The 22,821-nt window shown below is 71.6% G+C and carries 16 protein-coding genes; 9 read left to right on the forward strand and 7 right to left on the reverse strand.

The genetic code is table 11. From position 1 onward, the window contains the following. Positions 1 to 102 precede the first annotated feature (102 nt). Positions 103 to 1,752 (reverse strand): M4 family metallopeptidase, encoded by a 1,650-nt coding sequence (locus J5X86_RS16750; RefSeq protein ID WP_374229259.1) that lies wholly within the window; start codon positions 1,750 to 1,752, stop codon positions 103 to 105. Positions 1,753 to 2,118: 366 nt separating this feature from the next. After that, on the reverse strand, positions 2,119 to 4,347 hold the full coding sequence (locus J5X86_RS16755) for a M4 family metallopeptidase (RefSeq protein WP_208517779.1): 2,229 nt from the start codon (positions 4,345 to 4,347) through the stop codon (positions 2,119 to 2,121). A gap of 420 nt (positions 4,348 to 4,767) precedes the next feature. Between J5X86_RS16755 and J5X86_RS16760 the strand changes: the two genes are divergently transcribed. After that, entirely contained in the window at positions 4,768 to 5,292 is a 525-nt protein-coding gene (locus J5X86_RS16760; protein ID WP_243980564.1) for a DinB family protein, read from the forward strand. A gap of 17 nt (positions 5,293 to 5,309) precedes the next feature. Here J5X86_RS16760 and pepE read toward each other — a convergent pair whose 3' ends face one another. Together pepE and J5X86_RS16770 are read right to left on the reverse strand one after the other, a co-directional pair. Next, complete coding sequence (pepE, locus tag J5X86_RS16765; protein ID WP_208517615.1) at positions 5,310 to 6,047, reverse strand: dipeptidase PepE; 738 nt, start codon at positions 6,045 to 6,047, stop codon at positions 5,310 to 5,312. Positions 6,048 to 6,167: 120 nt separating this feature from the next. Next, on the reverse strand, positions 6,168 to 6,971 hold the full coding sequence (locus J5X86_RS16770) for an IclR family transcriptional regulator (protein WP_078643812.1): 804 nt from the start codon (positions 6,969 to 6,971) through the stop codon (positions 6,168 to 6,170). A gap of 302 nt (positions 6,972 to 7,273) precedes the next feature. Here J5X86_RS16770 and J5X86_RS16775 point away from each other — a divergent pair, with 302 nt between their 5' ends. The 4 genes from J5X86_RS16775 to J5X86_RS16790 all read left to right on the forward strand — a co-directional run bounded on the left by J5X86_RS16775 (position 7,274) and on the right by J5X86_RS16790 (position 11,950). Next, complete coding sequence (locus J5X86_RS16775; protein ID WP_078643814.1) at positions 7,274 to 8,236, forward strand: DUF1177 domain-containing protein; 963 nt, start codon at positions 7,274 to 7,276, stop codon at positions 8,234 to 8,236. 61 nt (positions 8,237 to 8,297) lie between these two features. Continuing rightward, positions 8,298 to 9,995 carry an OPT family oligopeptide transporter gene (locus J5X86_RS16780; protein WP_208517616.1) on the forward strand — a complete coding sequence of 566 codons (1,698 nt, stop codon included), beginning with the start codon at positions 8,298 to 8,300 and terminating at the stop codon, positions 9,993 to 9,995. A gap of 25 nt (positions 9,996 to 10,020) precedes the next feature. Further along, positions 10,021 to 10,800, forward strand: coding sequence for an AroM family protein (locus J5X86_RS16785; RefSeq protein WP_308124584.1), 780 nt, complete (start codon positions 10,021 to 10,023; stop codon positions 10,798 to 10,800). Between the two features lie 451 nt (positions 10,801 to 11,251). After that, positions 11,252 to 11,950, forward strand: coding sequence for an aspartate/glutamate racemase family protein (locus J5X86_RS16790; protein ID WP_308124585.1), 699 nt, complete (start codon positions 11,252 to 11,254; stop codon positions 11,948 to 11,950). Positions 11,951 to 12,258: 308 nt separating this feature from the next. Here the strand turns inward: J5X86_RS16790 and J5X86_RS16795 are convergent, their stop codons facing one another. Genes J5X86_RS16795 through glgX form a run of 3 tightly spaced genes read right to left on the reverse strand, consistent with a single transcriptional unit; the run spans position 12,259 to position 18,351 of the window. Then, a complete protein-coding gene (locus J5X86_RS16795) occupies positions 12,259 to 14,130 on the reverse strand; it encodes an ABC transporter ATP-binding protein (protein WP_208517617.1) in 1,872 nt (623 codons plus the stop codon). Further along, the gene (locus J5X86_RS16800) at positions 14,127 to 15,989 is read right to left on the reverse strand and encodes an ABC transporter ATP-binding protein (protein WP_208517618.1); all 1,863 of its coding nucleotides are present in this window, start codon (positions 15,987 to 15,989) and stop codon (positions 14,127 to 14,129) included. The genes J5X86_RS16795 and J5X86_RS16800 overlap by 4 nt, the downstream gene beginning before the upstream one ends. Before the next feature lie 34 nt (positions 15,990 to 16,023). Continuing rightward, positions 16,024 to 18,351: a glycogen debranching protein GlgX gene (gene glgX, locus J5X86_RS16805; protein ID WP_208517619.1), complete on the reverse strand. Its 2,328-nt coding sequence runs from the start codon at positions 18,349 to 18,351 to the stop codon at positions 16,024 to 16,026. A 350-nt stretch (positions 18,352 to 18,701) separates the two neighbouring features. Here glgX and J5X86_RS16810 point away from each other — a divergent pair, with 350 nt between their 5' ends. The 4 genes from J5X86_RS16810 (at position 18,702) to J5X86_RS16825 (ending at position 22,719) form a co-directional block, all read left to right on the forward strand. After that, entirely contained in the window at positions 18,702 to 19,922 is a 1,221-nt protein-coding gene (locus tag J5X86_RS16810) for an Ig-like domain-containing protein (protein WP_208517782.1), read from the forward strand. A gap of 154 nt (positions 19,923 to 20,076) precedes the next feature. After that, positions 20,077 to 20,844: an enoyl-CoA hydratase/isomerase family protein gene (locus J5X86_RS16815; RefSeq protein WP_078643825.1), complete on the forward strand. Its 768-nt coding sequence runs from the start codon at positions 20,077 to 20,079 to the stop codon at positions 20,842 to 20,844. A gap of 277 nt (positions 20,845 to 21,121) precedes the next feature. Beyond that, the gene (locus J5X86_RS16820; RefSeq protein ID WP_203348534.1) at positions 21,122 to 21,625 is read left to right on the forward strand and encodes an ATP-binding protein; all 504 of its coding nucleotides are present in this window, start codon (positions 21,122 to 21,124) and stop codon (positions 21,623 to 21,625) included. A 443-nt stretch (positions 21,626 to 22,068) separates the two neighbouring features. Then, a complete protein-coding gene (locus J5X86_RS16825) occupies positions 22,069 to 22,719 on the forward strand; it encodes an N-acetylmuramoyl-L-alanine amidase (protein WP_208517620.1) in 651 nt (216 codons plus the stop codon). Positions 22,720 to 22,821 lie beyond the last annotated feature (102 nt).

Below are 22,821 nucleotides of genomic sequence, written 5' to 3' on the forward strand. Positions count from 1 at the left end.
CAACGCGACAAAGATGCCGCTTTGCCGTGGATAAAACATACCGGTGCCCGGGGCCTCAGGCCCCGGGCACCGGCAGAGTGTCGTGCGGTAACTGAGCTGGTTTTACTTGACGTTGACCCCGGCCCAGGCGGCGTCCACGCCCTTGTACTCGGCGCTGTCGGCGCCGAAGAGGTCCGTGGCGGCCTTCAGCGTGGCCTCACGGGCGGCGTGGTAGTCGGTGTTGGAGGTCATGTACGTGGTCAGGGCCTTGTACCAGACCTTCTCGGCCTTGTCCCGCCCGATGCCCTCGACCTTGGAGCCGTCGGAGGTGGGGCTGTCGTACTTCACACCGTTGATCTCCTTCGCGCCGCTGCCCTCGGACAGCAAGTAGAAGAAGTGGTTGGCGACACCGGAGGAGTAGTGCACATCCGTGTCACCCACGCCGTCGGACCACTCGTCCGCGGACTGCCCGTCCTTGCTGGGCTTGTCCATGTAGCGCAGCGGGGTGCCGTCGCCGTTGATGTCGATGGCCTCGCCGATGAGGTAGTCACCGACGTCGGTGGTGTTCTTGACGTTGAACTCCACCGAGGTGCCGAAGATGTCGGAGGTGGCCTCGTTGAGGCCGCCCGACTCGCCGCTGTACTCCAGACCCGCGGTCTTGGAGGTGACGCCGTGGCTCATCTCGTGGCCCGCGACGTCGAGCGCGGTCAGCGGGGCCTTGTTGTCCTGGCCGTCGCCGTAGGTCATGCAGAAGCAGCTGTCGTCCCAGAAGGCGTTGACGTAGCTGTCGCCGTAGTGCACGCGGGAGTAGGCGCCCTTGCCGTCGCCGGCGATGCCGTCGCGGCCGTGCACGTTCTTGTAGTAGTCCCAGGTGGCGGCGGCGCCGTAGTGGGCGTCGACGGCGGCGGTCTGGGGGTCGTCCGGCTTGCCGGTGCCCCAGCTGTCGTCGTCGTCGGTGAACGCCTTGCCCTCGCCCTCCTCGCCGTTCTCCAGGTTGGTGGTCTTGTGGCCGCCGCGGTCGGCGTCGGTCAGGGTGAAACCGCTGCCTTCCTTGCTGGTGCCGAGCTCGACCGAGCCGCTGTACTCGCTCTCGCCCTTGCCGGTCTCGATGCCCTGGTACTCGTAGAGCTTCTTGCCGGTGGCGGCGTCGGTGATGACGTGGAGCTGGTTCGGGGTGCCGTCCTTCTGCACCCCGCCGACGACGGTCTCGTAGGCGAGCACGGGCTTGCCGGTGGCGGCCCAGATCACCTTGCGCGGAGCCTGGTCGGCCGCCGCCTTGGTGGTGTCGTCGGCCTTGGCCAGCTTGACGGCGGCCTTGGCCGCGGTGGTCGCAGCGATCCCGGCCGTGGTGGAGGCGACCTTGACGGTGGCCTTGGTGGCCTTGGTGACGCTCTTGACGTCACCGCCCTTGGCCTGGTGGACGATCAGGTCGCCGCCCAGGACGGGCAGACCGTCGTAGGTGCGGTCGTAGCGGGTGTGGGTGGTGCCGTCGGCGTCCTTGATGACGTCCTTGACGACCAGCTTCTCCTTGGCGCCGAGGCCGAGCGACGAGGCGGTGTCCGCCTTGGTCGCGTTGGCCTCGCGGAGCAGCTCGGCGCGAGCCGAGGCGGTGAGCGCCGTGGGCTGGCCTCCGGACTTGGCCGGGGCGGCACCCGCGGTGCCGGTGGTCATTCCCGAGGCGAGCAGGGCCGCCGCGGCGACCACGGTACCGGCCGCGATCACCGAACGCCGCTTGCCGGCACCGGATATGGGCATGCTGAAGGTCTTGCGCACGCGATCTCCTCGTTGCTGTGGGGGGTCAGCGCCGGGCTGCGGGGAAGTGCGGCCCGGTACTGAACAAGAGGTACTGATGCGTAATGCGTTCGGCAGACTGTCATACAAGTCCCGGACATGTCACGGGTTTCACGACAGGTCGAAGGGAAAATGTTCGTTGAATGCTGATCAACCTTCGGATTCCGGACAGCTCGGCGTAAGCGTCGGCGGCTACCGCAGCGCAGGGCCAGGACCAGGTCAGGGGCATGAAGCCGGGGCCAGGTCAGGGCATGAAGCCGGGACCAGGGCAGGGCATGAAGAGGCGCCGCCAGGGGGAGTCGGGTCGACCCCTGGCGGCGCCTGTCCTGAGTGAGCCTCACGGCTCCGTCAGAAGGTCAGCTTCCAGCTGTTGATGTAGCCGGTGTCCTGCGCGTACATGTCCTGGACCCGCAGCTTCCAGGTGCCGACCGCGGTCTCGGAGGACGCGTTCACGGTGTACGTGGTCCGCACGTCGTCCGCCGAGTCGAAGAGGCTGGCGCTCTTGAGCGGGTAGGCCGTACCGTCCGGGGCGATCAGGTCGATCACCAGGTCACCGCGGTAGCTGTGCACGATGTCCACGCCCACCTGGAGGCTGGCCGGCGCGTTCCCGGCCCGGCTCACCGCGATCGGCGAGGTGATCGGCTCACCCGCGTCCGGGATGGCGATGTCCGCGGTGTTCTCGAAGACATTGCCGCCACTGGTGTTCACGGTCCAGGCGAAGGAGGCCGTGCCGGTCTTGCCGGCCGAGTCGGTCACCGTGACCGTCACCTGGCTCGACCCGACGGTGGTCGGGGTCCCGGAGATCAGGCCGGTCGAGGAGTTGATCGACAGGCTCGCGGGCAGCCCGTCGGCCGCGTAGCCGAGCGCGCCCGGGTTGGAGCTGGTCGCGGCGATCTGCAGGCTGGTGGCCTGGTTGACGATGCTGGTCTGGGCGCCGGGCGGGGTGACGGTGACCCCGTCGGCGATCCGGGTGCCGACGTTGACCCCGGCCCAGGCGTTCGCCACCGCGTTGTACTGCGCGCTGCCCTGGCCGAAGAGCTCGCCCGCCGCCCACAGCGTGGCGTCACGGGCGCCCGCGTAGTTGGTGTTGGAGGTCATCCGCTGGCTCAGCGCCTTGAACCAGATCTTCTCCGCGTTGTCCCGTCCGATGCCGGTGACCGGGAGGTTGTCGTAGGTCGGGCTGTCGTAGCTGACGCCGTTGATGACCTTGGTGCCGCTGCCCTCGGAGAGCAGGTAGAAGAAGTGGTTGGCGATGCCGGACGAGTAGTGGACGTCCACATTGCCGACACCGGAGTACCAGCTGTCCTTGGAGGCCCCGTCCTTGCTGGGCTTGTCCATGTAGCGCAGCGGGGTGCCGTTGCCATTGATGTCGATCTTCTCGCCGACGAGGTAGTCCCCGGGGTCGCTCGCGTTGTTCGCGTAGAACTCGACGGCGGCGGCGAAGATGTCGGAGGTGCCCTCGTTGAGCCCGCCGGACTCACCGCTGTAGGTGAGGTTGGCGGTGGCCGCGGTGACCCCGTGGCTCATCTCGTGCGCGGCGACATCGATGGAGGTCAGCGGCTTGGCATTGCCCGAGCCGTCGCCGTAGGTCATGCAGAAGCAGGAGTCCTGCCAGAAGGCGTTGACATAGCCGCTGCTGTAGTGGACCCGGGAGTACGCCCCGACGCCGTCGCCCCTGATGCCGGTGCGGCCGTGGACGTTCTTGTAGTAGTCCCAGGTCTCGGCGGCGCCGTAGTGCGCGTCCACACCGGCGGTCGCGGCGTCGGAGGTGTTGCCGCTGCCCCAGACGTCGTCAGCGTCGGTGAAGAGTGTGCCGGTGCCCGAGGTGCCGCGGTTGAGGTTGTACGTCTTGTGGTTGCCGCGGCCGGAGTCGGTGAGGTTGTACGAGCCCGCGCTGCCCGAGGTGCCGAGGGTCACCTGGCCGCTGTACTGGCTGTTCCCGGTCGCCTCCTTGACACCCTGGAACTCGAACAGCTTCGCGCCGGTGGCCGCGTCGGTGATGACGTGCAGCTCGTTCGGGGCGCCGTCCTCCTGGAGGCCGCCGACGACCGTCTCATAGGCGAGGGTCGGGGTGCCCTTCGCGGCCCAGATCACCTTGCGGGGCGCCCGCTCGGCCTCGGTCTTCCGCGAACCCTGCGCGTTCGCCGCCTTCACGGCCGCCTTCTCGGCGGTGGCGGGCGCGACGGCGGCGGCGGTGGTCGGCACGGTCAGCCGGGCCTTGGTCGCCTTGGCGACGGTGAGTTGCGCACCGCTCTTCGCCCGGTCGACGACCAGATCGCCGCCGAGGACGGGAAGTCCGGCGTAGGTGCGCTCATAACGGGTGTGGGTGGTGCCGTCGGCGTCCTTGATGACGTCCTTGACGACCAGCTTCTCCTTGGCGCCGAGCTTGAGGCCCTTGGCGGCCTCGCCCTTGGCGGCGTCGGCCTTCCGGATCAGCTCGGCGCGCTGGGCGGGGGACAGCTTGGCGGGGAGGGCGCCGGGGTCGGGGGCGCCGGATATCGTGCGGGCGGCGGGGCGGTCCGCGGCGCCGTCCTGGCGGGCGGCGGCGGTGCCGCTCTGGAAGCCGACGCCGATCATCGCCGCCGCGACGACCAGCGCGCCGGTCGCGACGGCTCGATGGCCTGGGGTGCGACCGGATCCGCGGGTGCTGGGTCTGAGGTGCCGTTGGGGGAGGGATCTCACGCTGACTCCTTCTGCGCTGGCCGCACGGTGGCACGGCCGGGACGACCGGGCGGCTGGGTCGCCGTCCGGGCAGGGCAGGGCAGGGCAGAGCGGGTGCAGGTGTGGGGTACGGCGGGGAGAGCGGCGTCACGCTGTGGGAATGTGCTGCGCCCCCGGCCGAGGGAAGAGTGGCACCACTGGACTCGACCTGTCAGGATCGCGACAAGAACTTGTCCGGAAAGCGTCCGTTGACAGCTATGCCGTGTTCGTATGACGGTGATTTACGGTCAAATTCGGCAATGCCCGATGTCGGTGGCGTTCCGTAGCATCACCCCCATGTCCGACCTCGTGAATCCGATAGACGAGCCTCCGCATTCGCTGACCGAGCCTCACCACATGCTCGGCGCCTATCTCGACTACTTCCGCTCCGTCGTGCCCAGCAAGCTCGACGGCCTCTCGGAGCACGAGCTGCGCACCAGCCGACTGCCGTCCGGCTGGACCCCGTTGGAGCTGCTCCACCATCTGACCCATGTCGAACGGCGCTGGCTGCGCTGGGGATTCCTGGGTGAGGAGGTGGACGAGCCCTGGGGCGACCGCGGTCCCGACGGCCGATGGCGGGTCCCCGAGGGCATGTCGTCCGCCGAGGTGCGGGCGCGGTACGAGGAGCAGTGCGCCTGGTCGCGGGCGACCGTCGCGGGCGTACCGCTGGAGCGTCGGGCGGCCATCGGCGGGCGGTTCGCCACCGAGGCCGAGGCCCCGACGCTCGGCTGGATCCTCTTCCACCTGCTCCAGGAGTACGCCCGCCACGCCGGACAGCTCGATGTCGTACGGGAGTTGGCCGACGGCTCGGTCGGTGAGTGAGACGCCCGGCCCCGCGGTCAGGACGAGTGCGCGGCGGAGTCGAAGCGCGGCTCCTCCCGCAGCAGCGCGCTCAGATCGGCGCCGGGACGCAGCTCCGCCGGGTCCTCGCCCCTGCGGAAGAGGATCGCCCCGGCGTCGATGCCGCCCAGCGTCAGCCGGTCCGCGTCCCGGCGCAGCCAGGTGCCCTCGCGCAGCCCGACCACGGGGACGTCGTTCTCCTCCAGGAACTGCTCGAGCCGCAGGGCCCGGCTCTCGCCCATATGGGCGGTGTCCGGCTCGGCGTCGAGGTAGTGCGGGTTGATCTGGAACGGCAGCAGCCCCAGCGCCTCGAACGTGGGCGGCTGGACGATGGGCATGTCGTTGGAGGTGCGCAGAGTCGGGCAGGCCATGTTGGTGCCCGCGCTGGAGCCCATGTAGACCGCGCCCGCGGCCACCCGTTCCCATATCGCCCGGATCAGATCGCGCTCGTGCAACGCCTTGAGCAGCCGGAAGCTGTTGCCGCCGCCGACGAACACCGCCTGCGCGCCGCGTACCAGCTCGGCCGGGTCGTCGGCGGTGTGCGCGCCGGTGACCTCCACGCCCAGCGGCTCCAGGGCCGTGGCCACCTTGGCGGTGTAGCCGTCGTGGTCGGCCAGCGCGTACGGCACGAAGACGAGCCGGCGCGCGCCGTCCAGCACCGAGGCGATCTCCTCGCGTGCGTGGTCCAGATAGCCGCGGCCGGGCGCGGCGGAGTTCGACAGCAGCAGCAACTGCATGAGGGGGCCTTTCTGGCGGAACGGCGGAACGGTGGAACGGCGGAACGAAGGGCTGGGGCGGCGAATGAGAAGTGGGGGGATTTGGGGGGAATTGGCGGGAGCGGTGGTAGGCCGCGCCACTCAGCGGCGCGGGGCGCGCCGCGGCCGGGTCGGCGTCAGCAGCCTGCCCAGATCGGCGGCGCCCTGCAGCAGCGGCGCGATCAGCTGCTCCCGGCGGGGGCGCAGCACCTCGGGGGTGGCGGCCAGAGTCAGGGTGCCCACCGGACGTCTGCCCACCAGAACCGGCGCCGCGAGCGCCGCGCTGTCCGGATCGTACTCGCCCTCGGAGTAGGCGTAGCCGTCGCGCCGCACCTCGGAGAAGCGCTCCTCGAGCCGCACCGGATCGGTCGGCGTGTGCTCGCTGAAGCGCGCCATCGGGCGGCCGTACAGCAGCACGGCCCGGTCACCGGGCGGGAGCATACCGAAGTAGGCGCGGGAGGTGGCGCCGGCGTGCGCCGGGTACAGCTCGCCCGCCAGCACGTAGTAGCGCAGCGGGCCGGTGGCCCCGTCCACCGCCGCGACGCAGCGCATGTGCACCCCGTCCGGGACCGCGAACAGCGTGTTCACCCCGACCGTCCCGGCCAGCGTCTCCAGGATCGGCCGGGCCAGGCTGGCCATGCCGCCGCCACGCTCCCACACCCAGGACAGATGCCACACCGCCGGGCCGAGCCGGTAGCGGCGTGAGCGCTTGTCGGACACCAGGAAGCCCCGGTAGGCCAGCGCGGCCAGCAGCCGCTGGGCCACCGACTTGTCCAGCCCGAACTCCTCGGCGATCTCGGTGACGCCCCACTCGGGGCGCTCGCGGTCGAAGGCGAGCAGCACGTTCAGCACGCGGTCCGCGGTCTGGAGGGGCGGGGCGCCGGTTACGGGCTTCTGTTCAGGCATGACGAAAGAGTAAACATTCTCGGATATCGAGAAAACATTGCGCACAGCGCGACGCCGGGCGGACCCTGGCGGAGCCGACGGCCGGGTGGACCCCCGGCCAGGCCGACGCCCGGTGGCAGTGCCCGCCCCGCGCGCCGCTTCCCCCGCTCCTCCGGTCGGGCCATCGACGTCACCGATCGCCTCACCGACGCCATCGCCGACGGCCTTACCGATCGCATCTGCCGATCACATCGCCGACGGCGTCCCTGACCGCCTTACCGACCACATCACCAACCGCATCACCCCGCCGTGAGAGGCCAGCCGTGCTCAAACACGTCCTTGACATCATCGAACTCCTCGACCGTCCGCAGACCAGCGGCGCCCTTCTCGCCGACCATCTGCGCGCGGTCCAGGCCGCGGCCGGAGCCGACCCGCAGACGGCGCCCGAGGTCGAGGTACGCACCGTCGAGGGCGACAAGGGCAGCACGGACTTCGTCTCCGTCACCGTCCCCGGCCGCCGCGGCAAGCTGGGCGGCGGCGACGCCCCGACCCTGGGCATCCTCGGCCGGCTCGGCGGAGTCGGGGCCCGCCCGGAGCGGATCGGGCTGGTCTCGGACGCCGACGGGGCGGTGGCGGCGCTGTCCGCCGCGGCCAAGCTGCTGGACATGCACGCCCGCGGCGACGTCCTGGACGGCGATGTCACGCTCTCCACCCACGTCTCCGGCTGGGCCCCCACCCAGCCGCACGACCCCGTGCCCTTCATGGACTCCCCGGTGGACACCCTGGTGTGCAACCGCGAGGAGATCTCGCCCGCGATGGACGCGGTCGTCTCCATCGACACCACCAAGGGCAACCGGCTGCTCAACCACCGCGGCGTCGCCCTGTCGCCGACCGTCTGCCAGGGCTGGATCCTGCGGGTCAGCGAGGACCTGGTGGCCGTCCTGGAGAGCGTGACCGGCGAGTCGGCGCGCATCCTGCCGATCACCACGCAGGACATCACCCCGTACGGCAACGGAGTGCACCACCTCAACTCCATCCTCCAGCCCGCCGTCGCCACCACCGCCCCCGTCGTCGGCCTCGCGATCACGGCGAGCTCGGCGGTGGCCGGATGCGCCACCGGCGCCAGCCACGAGACCGACATCGCGGTCGCGGCCCGGTTCGCGGTCGAGACCGCGAAGGAGTTCGGACGCGGCGTCGCCCGCTTCCTGGACCCCGAGGAGTTCGCGCGCTTGGTCGAGCTGTACGGACCCATGACCCACCTCCAGGCCCTCACCCCGGCGGGGTGACCGACCCGTCCCCACCGGACGGGTGACCGACCCGTCCCCACCGGACCCCGCAGGAGTCCCCATGAACCCGAACCCCCAGGCCGGCGCCGACGCCGCGGCCGCGGACGCCCCACCGCGGTCGCACCCCAGAGCCTTCGAGCCGGTCACCCTCGTCCTCACCATCGTGCTGTCGGTCCTCGGCGCCCTGATCGGCATCGTGCTGATCACCTCGCTCGGGGTGTCGCCCAACACTGCCGTGATCGGCGCCCTGGTGGCGATGCTCATCGGCCGGATCCCGGTCGGCGTGCTGACCCGGATGCGCTCCAAGCACCGGCAGAACCTGGTGCAGTCGGCGATCTCCGGTTCCACCTTCGCCGCGGCCAACTCGCTGCTCACCCCGATCGCGGTGCCGTTCGCCCTGGGGCGTAACGACCTGGTGTGGCCCATGCTCGGCGGGGCCGTCATCGGCCTGGCCGTCGACAGCTGGGTGCTGTACCGGGTGTTCGACTCCAAGCTGCTGCCCGCCACCGGCTCCTGGCCGGCCGGGATCGCGGCGGCCGAGACGATCAAGGCCGGGGACACCGGCGGGCGCAAGGCCGCGATCCTGGGCGCGGGTGCGGTGATCGGCTTCGTCGGCGCGCTGTTCAAGCTGCCGACCAGCGCCGCGGGTGTGGGGTTCCTGGGCAACGTCTGGGCGCTCGCCATGTTCGGCGTCGGGCTGACCGTGGGGCAGTACGCCCCCGAGTTCGGGTTCGACCTGGGCGCGCGCCATGTGCCGCACGGGCTGATGATCGGCGCGGGGCTCGTCGCCCTGACCCAAGCGCTGCTGCTGATGCGGACGCGGAAGGGCGGGGCGAAGGGGGCCGCCGACGGTCCGGCCGCCGAGGGTCCGGCGGCCCACGGTCCGGATGTCGACGGCGGTCTTACGGTCCAGGCCCCCCAGCTGCGCAGGGGACTGCTGGAGGGCATGGGCCTCTTCGTCTGCGGCGCGATCGTGGTCGCCATCGCGGGCGGTGTGGTCGGCAAGCTCTCCCTGCCCGCCCTGGTCGGCTGGGTGCTGCTGGCCGGTGTCGCCGCCATCGTCCACCAGCTCATCGTGGGGCTGGCGGCGATGCACTCCGGCTGGTTCCCGGCCTTCGCCGTCACCCTGATCTTCCTGATCATCGGTCTGGTGCTGCACATCCCGACCGTGCCGCTCGCCCTGCTGGTCGGCTACACGGCCTCCACCGGCCCCGCCTTCGCCGACCTCGGCTACGACTTCAAGGCGGGCTGGCTGCTGCGCCGGGACGCCGCGCCCTGGCGGCCCTTCGAGATCGAGGGGCGGCGCCAGCAGTACCTCGCCCAGCTCGTCGGCTTCGGTGTCGCGCTGGTCGTCGTCGCCGTCGCCTGGAAGACCTTCTTCTCCGAGGGCAAGGTGCCGCCGGTCGCCGAGGTCTACGTCACCACCATCAAGACCGGCCTCGAACCGGGCACCATGACCACCATGCTGCTGTGGGCGATCCCCGGCGCGCTGGTCCAGCTCCTCGGCGGACCCTCCCGGCAGATGGGCGTCCTGCTGGCCACCGGACTTCTGGTGGCCACGCCCCAGGCCGGATGGATGGTCCTCGGCGCCCTGGTCGTCCGCCAGCTCTACACCCTGTGGCGGCGGCGCGGGATCACCGACGCGGAGGCGCGCAAGGAGTCCGACGAGCAGGCCGAGAACGACCTGTCGCTGGTCGGCGCAGGGCTCGTCGCCGGAAGCTCCCTCAACGATGTAGGCCAGCTCACCAAGACCCTGTGAGGAAGGTTCTGTGAGGGAAGGCCCCGTGAGAAAGGACGTGCACGCTGTGGACGACATGGACACCACGGAGACCGTGGACCCCGAACACCCGGCGGGCGCCCCGGCCCTCGGCCTCGTCACCATCGGCCAGGCCCCGCGCGCCGACCTCCGCCCGGATGCCGAACCGCTGCTGCCCGGGGTGCGCCTGGTCGAGCACGGCGCGCTCGACGCCGAACGGTTCGACGGCGCCGCCGAGGCCGCGACCCGTCGGCTGCTGGCCCCCGAGGACGGTGAGGCACCGCTGGTCTCCCGGCTGCGCGACGGCCGTTCGGTACTCCTCGGGCACGGGGCGATCGTCCCGCGCATCACGGACGCGGTCGCCCGCGCGGAGCGCGACGGCGCCGCCGCGACCCTGCTGCTGTGCACCGGCCGCTTCCCGGCGGTGCGGGCCCGGCGGCCCCTGCTGTTCGCCGAACCGCTGGTGCAGCAGGCCGTCGCCGCGACCGTGGGCACCGACCCCGTGGGCATCGTCTGCCCGCACCCCGACCAGGCCGAGGACGTCTCCCAGCGCTGGGCGGAGCTGCTGCCCGGCCGGGTCCAGGCCGCGACAGCCGACCCGTACGGCCCCGCCGAGCGCGTCCTGGACGACATCGCCGCCGCCGCGCGCACCCTCGTCGATCGCGGCAGTTCCTGGCTCGTCCTGGACTGCATCGGCTACACGGAGCAGATGCGCACCGCCGCCCTGCGGGCCGCGGGCCGCCCCGTGCTACTGGCCCGCGCCATCGCCGTCCGGATGGCGGCAGAGGTGGTGGCGGCCTCGGCGTGACGCCCGCGCGGCGCCGCGGCGCACCCGGCCACACGCTGTCGCCCCCTAACGCCTCCGGCCATCCGCGGCCCGTAAGGCTTCCGCGTACCCAGCCGCCCTGTAATGCCTCGGCGTACCCGCTCGCCCCGTAACGCCTCGGCGTACCCGCCCGCACTTTGCCACCCCGTAACGGCTCCGCGCACTCGCTCGCACCCTGCCGACTCCGTATCGCCTCCGCGTATCCACCGGCCCCGTAAGGCTTCCGTGCACCCGCCCGCCCCGTAACGCCTCCGCGCGTCCCCCCCAGACCCTGCCGTCCCGTAACGCCTCGGCGCACCCACCTGCCCCGTATCGCCTCCGCGTACCCGCCCCCCCCGTAAGGCTTCCGCGCATCCGCCCACCCCGTAAGGCTTCCCACACCCACCCGCACCCTCCGCCCGCCCCGCAGCGCCCCATCCACCGGAGGTCCACCGTGTCCGTGCCCTCGTCCGTGTCCGTACCCGTACCCGTGTCCTCGTCGGACGCCCCCGCCCGGCCCATCGGGGTGATCCGCGTCCTCACCAGCGAGGACCCCGCCGCCGTCGCCACCCACGGCAAGGCCATCGAGGAGCGCTACGGACTGCCGACCGTCTCGCGGTGCATCCCCGGCCAGCCCCACGGCATCCATGACGACGACTCCGAGGCCCGCGCCGAACCCAAGATCGTGGACCTCGCCAGGGAACTGGCCGATGCCGGGGCGCGGACGCTGATCATCAGCTGTGCCGCCGATCCGGCGCTCCAGAAGACCCGCCAGGCCGTCGGCATCCCGGTCATCGGCGCGGGCTCGGCGGCTGCCGCCGTCGCGCTGGGCCTCGGCAGCCGGATCGGCGTGCTGGGCATCCGGGACGAGGCACCGCCCGCCGTGCGCGCCGTGCTCGGCGACCACTTCGCCGCCTCTGCCCGCCCCGATGGCGTCCACCGCACCACCGACCTGCTCGCCCCGGAAGGGCCCGCGGCGGTGCTGGAGGCCGCGGCCGGGCTCGTCGCGTCGGGTGCGGACACCCTGCTCCTCGCCTGCACCGGCCTCAACACCATCGGAATCCGCCCCCTGCTGGAGGAGCGGCTGGGCGTCCCGGTCGTGGACCCGGTGCTCGCCGCCGGACTGCTGGCCTCCTACGCGTACGGCGACTGAGCAGCCGTAAGGAGCCGCGTGGCGATGGCGACCGAGCGGCCCGTAAGGCATCCGTGCGCCAACTGATCGGCCGTAAGGACTCCGCGCGGTCGCTGATCGGGCCGTAAGGGATCCTCGTGGCGACCGAGCGGCCGTAAGGCATCCGTACGCCAACTGAGCGGCCGTAAGGGATCCGGCGCGGTCGCCGATCGGGCCGTAAGGGCCCGCGTGCCAACCGGGCGACCGTAAGGCATTCGCCCGGCGGCCGAGCGCCCGTAAGGGACCCCTCGCCGGGCCGGGCTTTGCCGGGCCGGGCCGAGCCCGGCGCGTCACACCAGGCTGTCCCGCCACGCCTGATGCAGCGCCGCGAAGCGGCCCTCGCCCGCGATCAGTCGGTCCGGCGGGCCGTCCTCGACGATCCGGCCGTCGGCCATGACCAGCACCCGGTCGGCCGTCTCGACGGTCGACAGCCGGTGGGCGATGACGACCGCTGTACGGCCGCGCAGCACCGTGTCCATGGCGCGCTGCACCGCCCGCTCGCCCGGGATGTCGAGGGAGGAGGTGGCCTCGTCGAGGATGAGGACCGACGGATCGGCGAGCAACGCCCGGGCGAACGCGACCAGTTGGCGCTGACCTGCAGAGATCCGGCCGCCGCGCTTGCGTACATCCGTGTCGTAGCCGTCGGGCAGGGCGGCGACGAAGTCGTGTGCGCCGATCGCCTTGGCCGCCTGCTCGATCTCGGCGCGAGTGGCGTCGGGGCGGCCGATGGCGATGTTCTCGGCGATCGTGCCGGAGAACAGGAACGCCTCCTGCGTCACCATGACCACACCGCGCCGCAGTTCGGGCATGGCCAGATCGCGTAGATCCACCCCGTCGAGCAGCACCCGGCCGTCGCTGGGGTCGTAGAAGCGGGCCAGCAGCTTGGCGAGGGTGGACTTGCCCGCGCCGGTCGCCCCGACCACCGCGAGCGTCTGCCCGGCGGGCAGCGTGAGGTCGAAGCGGGGCAGCACCTCGCCGCCGGTGCGATAGGCGAAGCGCACCCCGTCGAAGACCACCTCTCGGCCGGGTGCCTTCGTCGGGCGCGGCGGCAGCGGCTTGGGGTCGGCGGGCTCGGGGACGGAGGGGCGCTGGGCGAGCAGGCCCGCGATCTTCTCCAGTGAGGCGGCCGCCGACTGGTAGGAGTTGAGGAACATCCCCAGGCGGTCGATCGGGTCGTACAGCCTGCGCAGATACAGCGCGGCCGCGGCGAGCACCCCGAGCGCGAGCGACCCGGAGGCCACCCGGTAGGCACCCCAGAGCACGATGGCGGCCACCACCGCGTTGGCGACCAGCCGGGAGCTGACCACATAGCGGGCCATCTCCAGGATCGCGTCCCCGTTGGCGCGCTCATGGCGGTGGTTCAGCTCGCGGAAGCGCGCGTCGTTGGCGCGCTCGCGGCGGAACGCCTGCACGGGGCGGATGCCGTTCATGGTCTCGGTGAACGTCACGATCACCGCCGCGATGGCCGTCGACCGCTTGCGGTACACCCGCATGGAGCGCCGCTGGAAGGAGCGGATCAGCAGATACAGCGGCCAGAAGGAGAGCACCGCCGCCCCGCCCAGCCCCCAGTCGAGATACAGCAGCGTGATGGAGATGTAGACCACCGACAGCGCGACCCCGAGCAGCTCCTCCAGCCCCTCGCTGAGCAGCTCGCGGAGCGACTCGACGTCCGTCGTGGCCCGGGAGATCAGCCGGCCGGAGGTGTAGCGCTCGTGGAAGTCCACGCTCAGCGCCTGGGCATGGCGGAAGATCCGGCCGCGCAGATCCAGCAGCACGTCCTGGCTGATCAGGGCGGAGACGCGGATGAACGCGTACTGCAGCGCCCCGGAGGCGAGCGCACAGCCCAGATAGATCGCGCCGACGGCGATCAACGGGCCGTGGGCGCCGTCGCGGAGGGCGGGCACGGCTTGGTCGATGGCGTACGCGACGAGCAGCGGACCGGCCTGGACGGCGGCCTGCTGGAGCAGCAGCAGGACGGCCGCCAGCCAGACCCGCCGCCGGCGCGGCGAGAGCAGCGAACGCAGCAGGGCCGGCGACGCGCCCTTGGGCACCGGCAGGACATCGCGGTCGAACGGGTCGGACGACGGCGCCCGGCCCTCGTCCCTGTCCTCGCCCCTGCCCCCGTCGTCCGTGCTCTCCCGCTCCTCCTCGACCGTCGTCATGGGCTGCTCTCCCCCTCCTCGCGTTCCTGCCCGGACATCAGCGACCGGTACTCCGCGCTCTCGCGCAGCAGCCGCTGATGGGTGCCGACGGCGGTGATCCGGCCCTCCGACAGCAGCGCGACCCGGTCGGCGAGCAGCACGGTGGACGGCCGGTGCGCGACGACCAGCGCGGTCGTGGCCGCCAGCACCTGCCGCAGTGCCGCCTCCACCAGCGCCTCGGTGTGCACATCGAGGGCGGACAGCGGATCGTCGAGCACCAGGAACCGGGGGCCGCCCACGACGGCCCGCGCCAGCGCGAGCCGCTGCCGCTGACCGCCGGACAGGCTGAGCCCCTGCTCGCCGACCTCGGTGCCGGTGCCCTCCGGCAGGGCGTGCACGAAATCGGCCTGCGCCACCTTCAGGGCTCGCAGCAGCTCCTCCCGGCCCGCATCGGTGGCGCCCATGAGGACGTTCTCCCCGGCGGTGGCGGAGAACAGCGTGGGCTCCTCGAACGCGACGGCCACCAGGGCGCGCAGCTCCTCCCGGGGGAGGGCGGTGATGTCCCGGCCGTCGAGGGTGATCCGCCCGCGTGTGATCTCCTGGAGCCGGGGGACGAGAGCGGTAAGGGTGGTTTTTCCGGATCCGGTCGCCCCGACCAGCGCCATGGTCTCGCCGGGCCGGATGTGGAGATCGACCCCGCGCAGCACGGGCGGCTCCTCCGGCGGCGAGTCCGCGTAGGCGAACTCCACCCCCTCGAACCGGAGCCCGCCCTCGCCGCCCCCGCTGTCCTCGCCGCCTTCGCCCTCCTCGCCGTTCTCGCCGCGCCGCAGCGGCCGCGCGGGCCGGGGCCGGTCGGCCGCGGTGGCCGGCTCCGCGTCCATGACGTCGAAATAGCGGTCGGTGGCCGTCGCCGCGTCCTGGCTCATCGCGAGGAGGAAGCCCAGGGACTCCACGGGCCAGCGCAGCGTCAGGGCGGTGGAGAGGAAGGCGACCAGCGTGCCCGCCGACAGATCCCCGTCGGCGACCCGCATCGTGCCGAGCACCAGCGCCGCGCCGATCGCCAGCTCCGGCAGGGTCATGATCAGCGCCCAGAGCGTGGCCAGCAGCCGTGCCTTGTGCAGCTCGGTGGAGCGGACCTGCTGGGACAGCGTGCGGAAGGCGCGGGCCTGGCTGCGGTGGCGGCCGAAGCCCTTGACGATGCGGACGCCCAGCACGCCCTCCTCGACGACCGTCGTCAGATCGCCGGTCTGGTCCTGCACGGCGCGGGCCACCGTCGCGTACCGCTTCTCGAACAGCGAGCAGAGGATCACCAGCGGCACCGCCGGGACCACCAGGACCAGGCCCAGCGTCCACTCCTGCGACAGCAAAATGGCGAATCCGGCCAGGATGGTGACCCCGTTGACCACCAGGAAGGTGAGCGGGAAGGCCAGGAACATCCGCAGCAGCATCAGATCGGTCGTGGCCCGCGACAGCAGCTGGCCCGACGCCCAGCGGTCGTGGAAGGAGACCGGCAGCCGCTGCAGATGGCGGTAGAGATCGGCGCGCATCGCGGCCTCGACGGAGGCCAGGGGCCGCCCCACCAGCCAGCGCCGCAGCCCGAAGAGCGCGGCCTCGGCCGTGCCGAGGGCGAGCAGCAGCGCACCGCCCAGCCAGACCCCGCCCGGGTCCCGGTGGGCCACCGGCCCGTCCACCATCCACTTGAGGACCAGCGGGATGACCAGCCCCATACAGGAGGCCACGACCGCCACCCCGGCCGCGCCGAACAGCCGCACCCGCACCGGGCGCACATATGGCCGCAGCCGCAGGAGCGAACGCGTGGCGGAGCGGTGCCGCGGGGCGGCACCGCCTTCCTGGGCGCGGGGTTCACTCGTCACAGCCATTAGTGGGGAGACTACGGTCCGCCGCTGACAGCGCTCACTCGGTTTTTTGGCGTAGGTCCGTGGCGTCGAGGGCGCGCAGCAGCAGGACCGAGCGCGCTGGAAGCTCGATGGGGGCGCCCGCCGCGAGCCGTGTGCCCGGGGGCGCCTCCTGGTCCTCACGGGCCGTGTCCAGGAGGAGCTCGTACCCCCGGGCCCAGGGCGGTCCGGGCAGGGTGAAGGAGAGCGGCAGCGGGCCCGCGTGCAGCAGCGCCAGGAAACTGTCGTCCGTGACCGGGGCGCCGTGCGGATCGCGCTGGGGCAGATCGCGGCCCGACAGATAGGCCCCGAGGGCGGTCGTCGGCGCGTACCAGTCGGATTCGGTCATCTCGGTGCCACGCGGAGTGAACCACGCCAGATCGCGCAGCCCCTCCGGGGGCCGGGCCAGGCCGGAGAAGAAGGCCGGGCGGCGCAGCACCGGATGGGCCCGGCGCAGCCGTATCAGCCGGGCGGTGAGCTCGGTAAGGCCGCGCCAGCCGGGGTCGTCGAGCAGCGACCAGTCGAGCCAGCCGGTCTCGTTGTCCTGACAGTACGCGTTGTTGTTGCCGCCCTGGGTGCGGCCCAGCTCATCGCCCGCGACCAGCATCGGCACCCCGGTGGACAGCAGCAGGGTGGCCAGCAGATTGCGGAGCTGGCGGCGGCGCAGCGCGCGGATCTCCGGGTCGTCGGTCTCGCCCTCGGCGCCGCAGTTCCAGGCGCGGTTGTCGGGGGTGCCGTCGCGATTGCCCTCCCCGTTGGCCTCGTTGTGCTTGCGCTCGTAGGAGACCAGGTCGCGCAGGGTGAAACCGTCGTGCGCGGTGATGAAGTTGACCGAGGCGTACGGGCGGCGGCCGCTCCACGCGTACAGATCGCTGGAGCCCGAGAGCCGGTAGCCCAGATCGCGGACGTCGGGCAGCGCCCCGCGCCAGAAGTCCCGCACCGCATCGCGGTAGCGGTCGTTCCACTCCGCCCACAGCGGCGGGAAGGCGCCCACCTGATAGCCGCCGGAGCCCACGTCCCACGGCTCCGCGATCAGCTTGACCCGGCGCAGTACGGGATCCTGCGCGATCACGGCGAGGAAGGGCGAGAGCATGTCCACGCCGTGCGCGGCGCGGGCGAGCGCACTGGCCAGGTCGAAGCGGAAGCCGTCCACCCCCATCTCGGTGACCCAGTAGCGCAGCGAGTCGGTGACCAGCCGCAGCACCTGCGGCTGCAGGACGTGCAGGGTGTTGCCGCAGCCGGTGAAGTCGGCGTAGCGGCGCGGGTCCTGCTGGAGGCGGTAGTAGCCGCGGTTGTCGATACCGCGCAGCGAGAGGGTGGGGCCCAGCTCATTGGCCTCGGCGGTGTGGTTGTAGACGACGTCGAGGATCACCTCGATCCCGGCGGCGTGCAGGGCGCGCACCATCCGCCGGAACTCCCCGACCTGCTGGCCCCGCGTGCCGCCGGCCGCGTATCCGGCGTGCGGCGCGAAGTAGCCGATGGAGTTGTAGCCCCAGTAGTTGCGTAAGCCCCGCCGCAGCAGATGGTCCTCATGGGCGAACTGATGCACCGGCAGCAGCTCCACCGCCGTGACCCCGAGCCGGGTCAGATGCTCGATCGCCGCCGGATGCGCCAGCCCCGCGTAGGTGCCGCGCAGTTCGGGCGGCACCCCGGGGTGGCGCATGGTGAAGCCGCGCACATGGAGTTCGTAGATCACCGACTCGGCCCAGGGCGTCTTGGGCCGCCGGTCCGCCGTCCACTCGTCGGGCGCGCCGTCCGCCGTGTCGTCGCCGACGACCACGCCCTTGGGGACGTACGGGGCGGAGTCGCGGTCATCCCGGACGGTGTCCGCCACATGCTGCTGCGGCCAGTCCCGCATATGTCCGTAGACCTCGGCGGGCAGCGCGAAGTCCCCGTCCACGGCGCGGGCATACGGATCCAGCAGCAGCTTCGCCGGATTCCAGCGGGCGCCGATCCAGGGGTCCCAGCGGCCGTGCACGCGGTAGCCGTACCGCCGGCCGGGCAGCACACCGGGGACGAAGCCGTGCCAGACCTCGTGGGTGAGCTCGGTGAGCGGGCAGCGCAGTTCGTGGCCGTCGTCGTCGAACAGGCACAGGTCGACGGCCTCCGCACCGCCCGCCCACAGCGCGAAGTTGGTGCCCCACACTCCGTCCGGCCCCCGGCAGGGGCGGGCGCCGAGCGGCTCCGGGCTGCCCGGCCGCACGGCGGGGCCCGCCGCCGGGGCGGTGCTCCGGTCGCGCCGCGGGGCGAGCGCTGTGGGGCGATGGCCGACGAGTCGGCCCATCGCCGCCGCCGAGGGGCGTCCGGGGACGCCGTCGCGTGTCTCCTGCCCGGCTGCACTGGACACATCGGCCTCCGCGGCTCGCGGCCAACCGCCTCCGCCCCGACGGAGGGAAGGCGGGCAGCACCTCATGGCGGGCCGGCGGGCCCCGCGGTGTCCCGTACCGCACGGACCCTGGCCCACGCTCTCCCACCTGTTCTGCCCGCAATCCCGCCGACTCGCACGTTTCCCGGTGCCCCACCGCCGCCCGGCATGGGCCGATCGTCCCGTGACCCGCTCCCGCCTGCGACTGAACCGTGACCAACGAGGGGAAGTCCACTGTCGGTGGCGTGTGATTACCTATCGCCAGGCGCGCCTGCGCGTGATCGGGCTTGCCGCGGGGGCGCGGCTCCGGGGGAGGGAGAGCTGTTGTGACGATGCGGTGGATACCGAGGGCGGCGGGCGCCGGCCGCAAGGGGCTTCTCGCGCTGCTGCTCGGGGCGTTGCTGATGGCAGTGGCCGCGTGCGGCGGGGGCGGTGGCTCCGGCGAAGGTAAGAAGGGCAAGGACGGCGAGGGCGACGGCCGGCCGAAGACCTCGCGGGCCGTGGTGACGATCGCGCCCAAGGACGGCGCGAAGGGCGTGGACACCAGCGGTGCGCTGAAGGTCACCTCGGCGAAGGGCACCCTGTCCTCGGTCAAGGTCAAGGACGCCAAGGGCGCCGCGGTCGAGGGGAAGGTCGGCGAGGACGGGAAGAGCTGGCTGCCCGCCGCCCATCTCCGCTCGGACACCACCTACACCGTGGACGCGGTCGCCAAGGACACCGACGGCCTGACCACGACCCGGCACGCGACCTTCACCACCCTGCGTCCCAAGAAGACCTTCGTGGGCATCTACACCCCGGAGGACGGCTCGACGGTCGGCGTCGGCATGCCCGTCTCGCTCCACTTCAACCGCGGTATCACCCACCCGGCGGCCGTGGAGAAGGGGATAAAGGTCAGCGCCTCGCCGTCGGTGCCGCTCGCGAGCCACTGGTTCGGCAACGACCGGCTGGACTTCCGTCCGGAGAAGTACTGGAAGCCCGGCACCAAGGTGACGCTCAGTCTGGATCTGGACGGGATCGAGGGCAGGCCGGGGGTGTACGGCGAGCAGCGGAAGTCCGTGACGTTCACCATCGGCCGCAGCCAGATCTCGGTCGTCGACGCCAAGTCCAAGAAGATGACGGTCAAGCGGGACGGCAAGACCATCAAGACCATCCCCATCACCTCGGGCGCGCCCGGCCACGAGACCTACAACGGCAAAATGGTGATCAGCGAGAAGCATCCGGTGACGCGGATGGACGGCGCCACGGTCGGCTTCGACGGGGAGTACGACATCAAGGACGTGCCGCATGCGATGCGCCTGTCGACCTCCGGCACCTTTATCCATGGCAACTACTGGGCGGGCCAGGCCACGTTCGGCTCGTCCAATGTCAGCCACGGCTGTGTGGGCCTGTTCGACCAGCGCGGCGGCGGGGACTCCGCCACCCCGGCGTCCTGGTTCTTCCGCAAATCGATCATCGGCGATGTGGTCATCGTGAAGAACTCGCATGACGAGACCGTCCAGCCGGACAACGGGCTCAACGGCTGGAACATGTCCTGGGAGAAGTGGAAGGCATGACCCCGCGCCGGAGGCGGGGCGCCCTGGTGCCCCGGCTCCGGCCCTCGGCGTCCCCGGCGGCCCCGCGTCTTCGCGTCCCCGCGTCTTCGCGTCCCCGCGTTATGGCACCGCCCCGGCCCACCGCTCCCGTGTTAGCGGGCGCTAACCTGCGCTCATGACTGTGAATCTCGAGGTTGCCGACGGCGTTGCCACCTTCCGCCTTGACCGCCCCCCGATGAACGCGCTCGACACCGCCACCCAGGACCGGCTGCGGGAGCTCGCCGCCGAGGTGACCCGCCGCGACGATGTGCGCGCCGTGGTCATCTGGGGCGGCGAGAAGGTGTTCGCGGCCGGCGCGGACATCAAGGAGATGCGGGAGATGGACCACGCCGCGATGGTGGCCCGCTCCGGTGATCTGCAGGATTCCTTCACCGCCGTGGCCCGGATCCCCAAGCCCGTGGTCGCCGCCGTCACCGGCTACGCCCTCGGCGGCGGCTGCGAGCTGGCGCTGTGCGCGGACTTCCGGATCGCCGCGGAGAACGCCAAGCTGGGCCAGCCCGAGATCCTGCTCGGCCTGATCCCGGGCGCGGGCGGCACCCAGCGGCTGGCCCGGCTGGTCGGCCCGGCCAAGGCCAAGGACCTCATCTTCACGGGCCGTCAGGTCAAGGCCGACGAGGCGCTCACCATCGGCCTGGTGGACCGGGTCGTACCGGCCGAGGAGGTCTACGAGCAGGCCCACGCCTGGGCGGCGAGGCTGGCCCGGGGCCCGGCGATCGCGCTGCGTGCGGCCAAGGAGTCGGTGGACCGGGGGCTGGAGACGGACCTCGACAGCGGCCTCGCCATCGAACGGACCTGGTTCGCCGGGCTGTTCGCCACCGAGGACCGGGAGATCGGGATGCGCAGCTTTGTCGAGGACGGGCCGGGTAAGGCCACGTTCCGCTGATACCTGATCGGTTCCGATCGACTCGACCCGGGTCACGGAGCCGGGTATGCCCCGTGCGAGCGAATTTTCTTCGCCAACGGTCGACCCGTGGATGACCCGGTCCGGTACGCTGGGTGATCACGCGTATGCGCGGTGACATCGCTGGTCAGCCGGGGTGTTGTGGTGCCCCAACTGCCTTTGGCATATGTCGGATCGGGTTTGTGGAGCCTGGGGCTCCGGTGTTCGGGATCCCATGGTTCCGCCCCGGATGGCCTTTTGGGCGGCCATGATGGGGGGCATGGCGGGCTTGGAGGGAATGGAGCAGCCGCAGCAGCGCACTGGTACGGCTGCGGTGCGGGGGGTGCCGTCCGTCGAGGACGAGCGGGCCCGCAGGGCGCTTGACCTCTTTGGAAACCCCGCGGCCGAGGAGGTGCGGCTGCCCTCCCGTCCCGAGTCCGCGGCGACCGCCCGCCGGCTGGCCGAATTCGTGGTGGCGCGCGACTGGGGGCTGGGCCTTCAGCTCGCCGAGCACACCGTGCTGCTCGTCTCCGAGCTGGTGGGCAACGCCGTACGGCACACCGGCGCCCGCACCTTCGGGCTGCGGATGCTGCGGCGGCGTGGCTGGATCCGGGTCGAGGTCCGTGACCCCTCCCGAGGGCTGCCGTGCCTGCTGCCGGTGGGGGAGCTCGACACCAGCGGGCGCGGGCTGACGCTGGTCGACCAGCTCTCCCAGCGGTGGGGGGTCGATCTGCTGCCGTGCGGCAAGACGACCTGGTTCGAGATGCGCGTGGCCGAAAACTGACCGCGCGAGCGCCGGTGCGGGCATCGGCGCGGAGCGTGAAAAGGGTCCCCGCGTCGTCGTGCGGCGACGACACGGGGACCTCTCTTCGTCCCCGGCCATGGCACGAAAGGGGTGTTCGTCATGGCATTCGGGGGAAGCGACCTCGCTCGGGTCAATGGGGTCGCGGCCCCGACTATCGCAGAGACGGTAGATCACTTCCAAGCCAATCCAAGGTGAGCTGTAACACTTGCCTTGCTAATGGCGGGTAGGGGGGCGATTTTCCTTTGTTGTCGACTTCTTTCTGATGAATCTCCAGTGGTCCAGACCGTGACACGAAATCTTTCTTTGCCCGTCGGTTCTTGGCATGGCCCTGCCCAGCACTCACCATGGAACTGCGCTACGCGCGTCACACCCCCCACGTATCACCCCCCTTTGTCCCGGCTACGCCATTCGGGAGACCCCCCATGGAAGCGCACGGCCGCACCTCCACCCGGCGCGCCCTGCTCCGCTCGGGCGCCTATCTCGCCACCGCCGCCACCGGACTCACCGCCGCCGCGGCTACCGCCACCACCGCCCACGCCGACGACAGACGCCGCCGCCGCGCGGCCGCCTATCCCCCCACCCACTGGATCCCCGCCTCCACCTCCAACTACCGCGTATCCAGCCGCCCGACCTCGTATCCGATCGACTTCATCGTCATCCATGTGACGCAGGAGACCTTCCCGGACGCGATGAAGATCTTCCAGGACCCGGCCAAGCAGGTCTCCACCCACTACATGGTCGCCTCGGCCGACGGCTATATCGGGCAGTTCGTCCGGGAAAAGGACGTCGCCTGGCACGCCGGCAACAAGGACTACAACAACCGCAGCATCGGCATCGAGCACGAGGGCTGGGTGGACGACCCCAAGTGGTTCACGGACGAGATGTACGCCTCGTCCGCCGCCCTGACCGCGGCCGTCTGCGACCGCTTCGGCATCCCCAAGACCCGCGACCACATCATCGGCCATGTGGAGGTCCCCGGAGCCGATCACACCGACCCCGGCCCGCTGTGGGACTGGGACCGCTACATGTCCCTGGTCAACAAAGGCTACGCGCCGCGAACCTGGCGAACGTAGCGAAAGTAGCGAACGCCGCGTGCGCCGCTTATGTCGTGTACATCGCGACGCGGCCGACGGCCTGACCGCCACCGACCGCTAATCTGTGCGGGTCAAGCACAC

The organism is Streptomyces sp. NEAU-YJ-81 (genome assembly GCF_017592595.1).
GTDB classification, from domain to species: Bacteria; Actinomycetota; Actinomycetes; order Streptomycetales; family Streptomycetaceae; genus Streptomyces; species Streptomyces hygroscopicus_B.

Excerpts from the sequence above, each read along its gene's own strand:
- J5X86_RS16755 (WP_208517779.1), bottom strand. The coding sequence starts at position 4,347 with ATGATCGGCGTCGGCTTCCAGAGCGGCACCGCCGCCGCCCGCCAGGAC.
- J5X86_RS16760 (WP_243980564.1), top strand. The coding sequence starts at position 4,768 with ATGTCCGACCTCGTGAATCCGATAGACGAGCCTCCGCATTCGCTGACC.
- pepE (WP_208517615.1), bottom strand. The coding sequence starts at position 6,047 with ATGCAGTTGCTGCTGCTGTCGAACTCCGCCGCGCCCGGCCGCGGCTAT.
- J5X86_RS16770 (WP_078643812.1), bottom strand. The coding sequence starts at position 6,971 with ATGCCTGAACAGAAGCCCGTAACCGGCGCCCCGCCCCTCCAGACCGCG.
- J5X86_RS16780 (WP_208517616.1), top strand. The coding sequence starts at position 8,298 with ATGAACCCGAACCCCCAGGCCGGCGCCGACGCCGCGGCCGCGGACGCC.
- J5X86_RS16795 (WP_208517617.1), bottom strand. The coding sequence starts at position 14,130 with ATGACGACGGTCGAGGAGGAGCGGGAGAGCACGGACGACGGGGGCAGG.
- J5X86_RS16800 (WP_208517618.1), bottom strand. The coding sequence starts at position 15,989 with ATGGCTGTGACGAGTGAACCCCGCGCCCAGGAAGGCGGTGCCGCCCCG.
- J5X86_RS16810 (WP_208517782.1), top strand. The coding sequence starts at position 18,702 with ATGCGGTGGATACCGAGGGCGGCGGGCGCCGGCCGCAAGGGGCTTCTC.
- J5X86_RS16815 (WP_078643825.1), top strand. The coding sequence starts at position 20,077 with ATGACTGTGAATCTCGAGGTTGCCGACGGCGTTGCCACCTTCCGCCTT.
- J5X86_RS16820 (WP_203348534.1), top strand. The coding sequence starts at position 21,122 with ATGGCGGGCTTGGAGGGAATGGAGCAGCCGCAGCAGCGCACTGGTACG.
- J5X86_RS16825 (WP_208517620.1), top strand. The coding sequence starts at position 22,069 with ATGGAAGCGCACGGCCGCACCTCCACCCGGCGCGCCCTGCTCCGCTCG.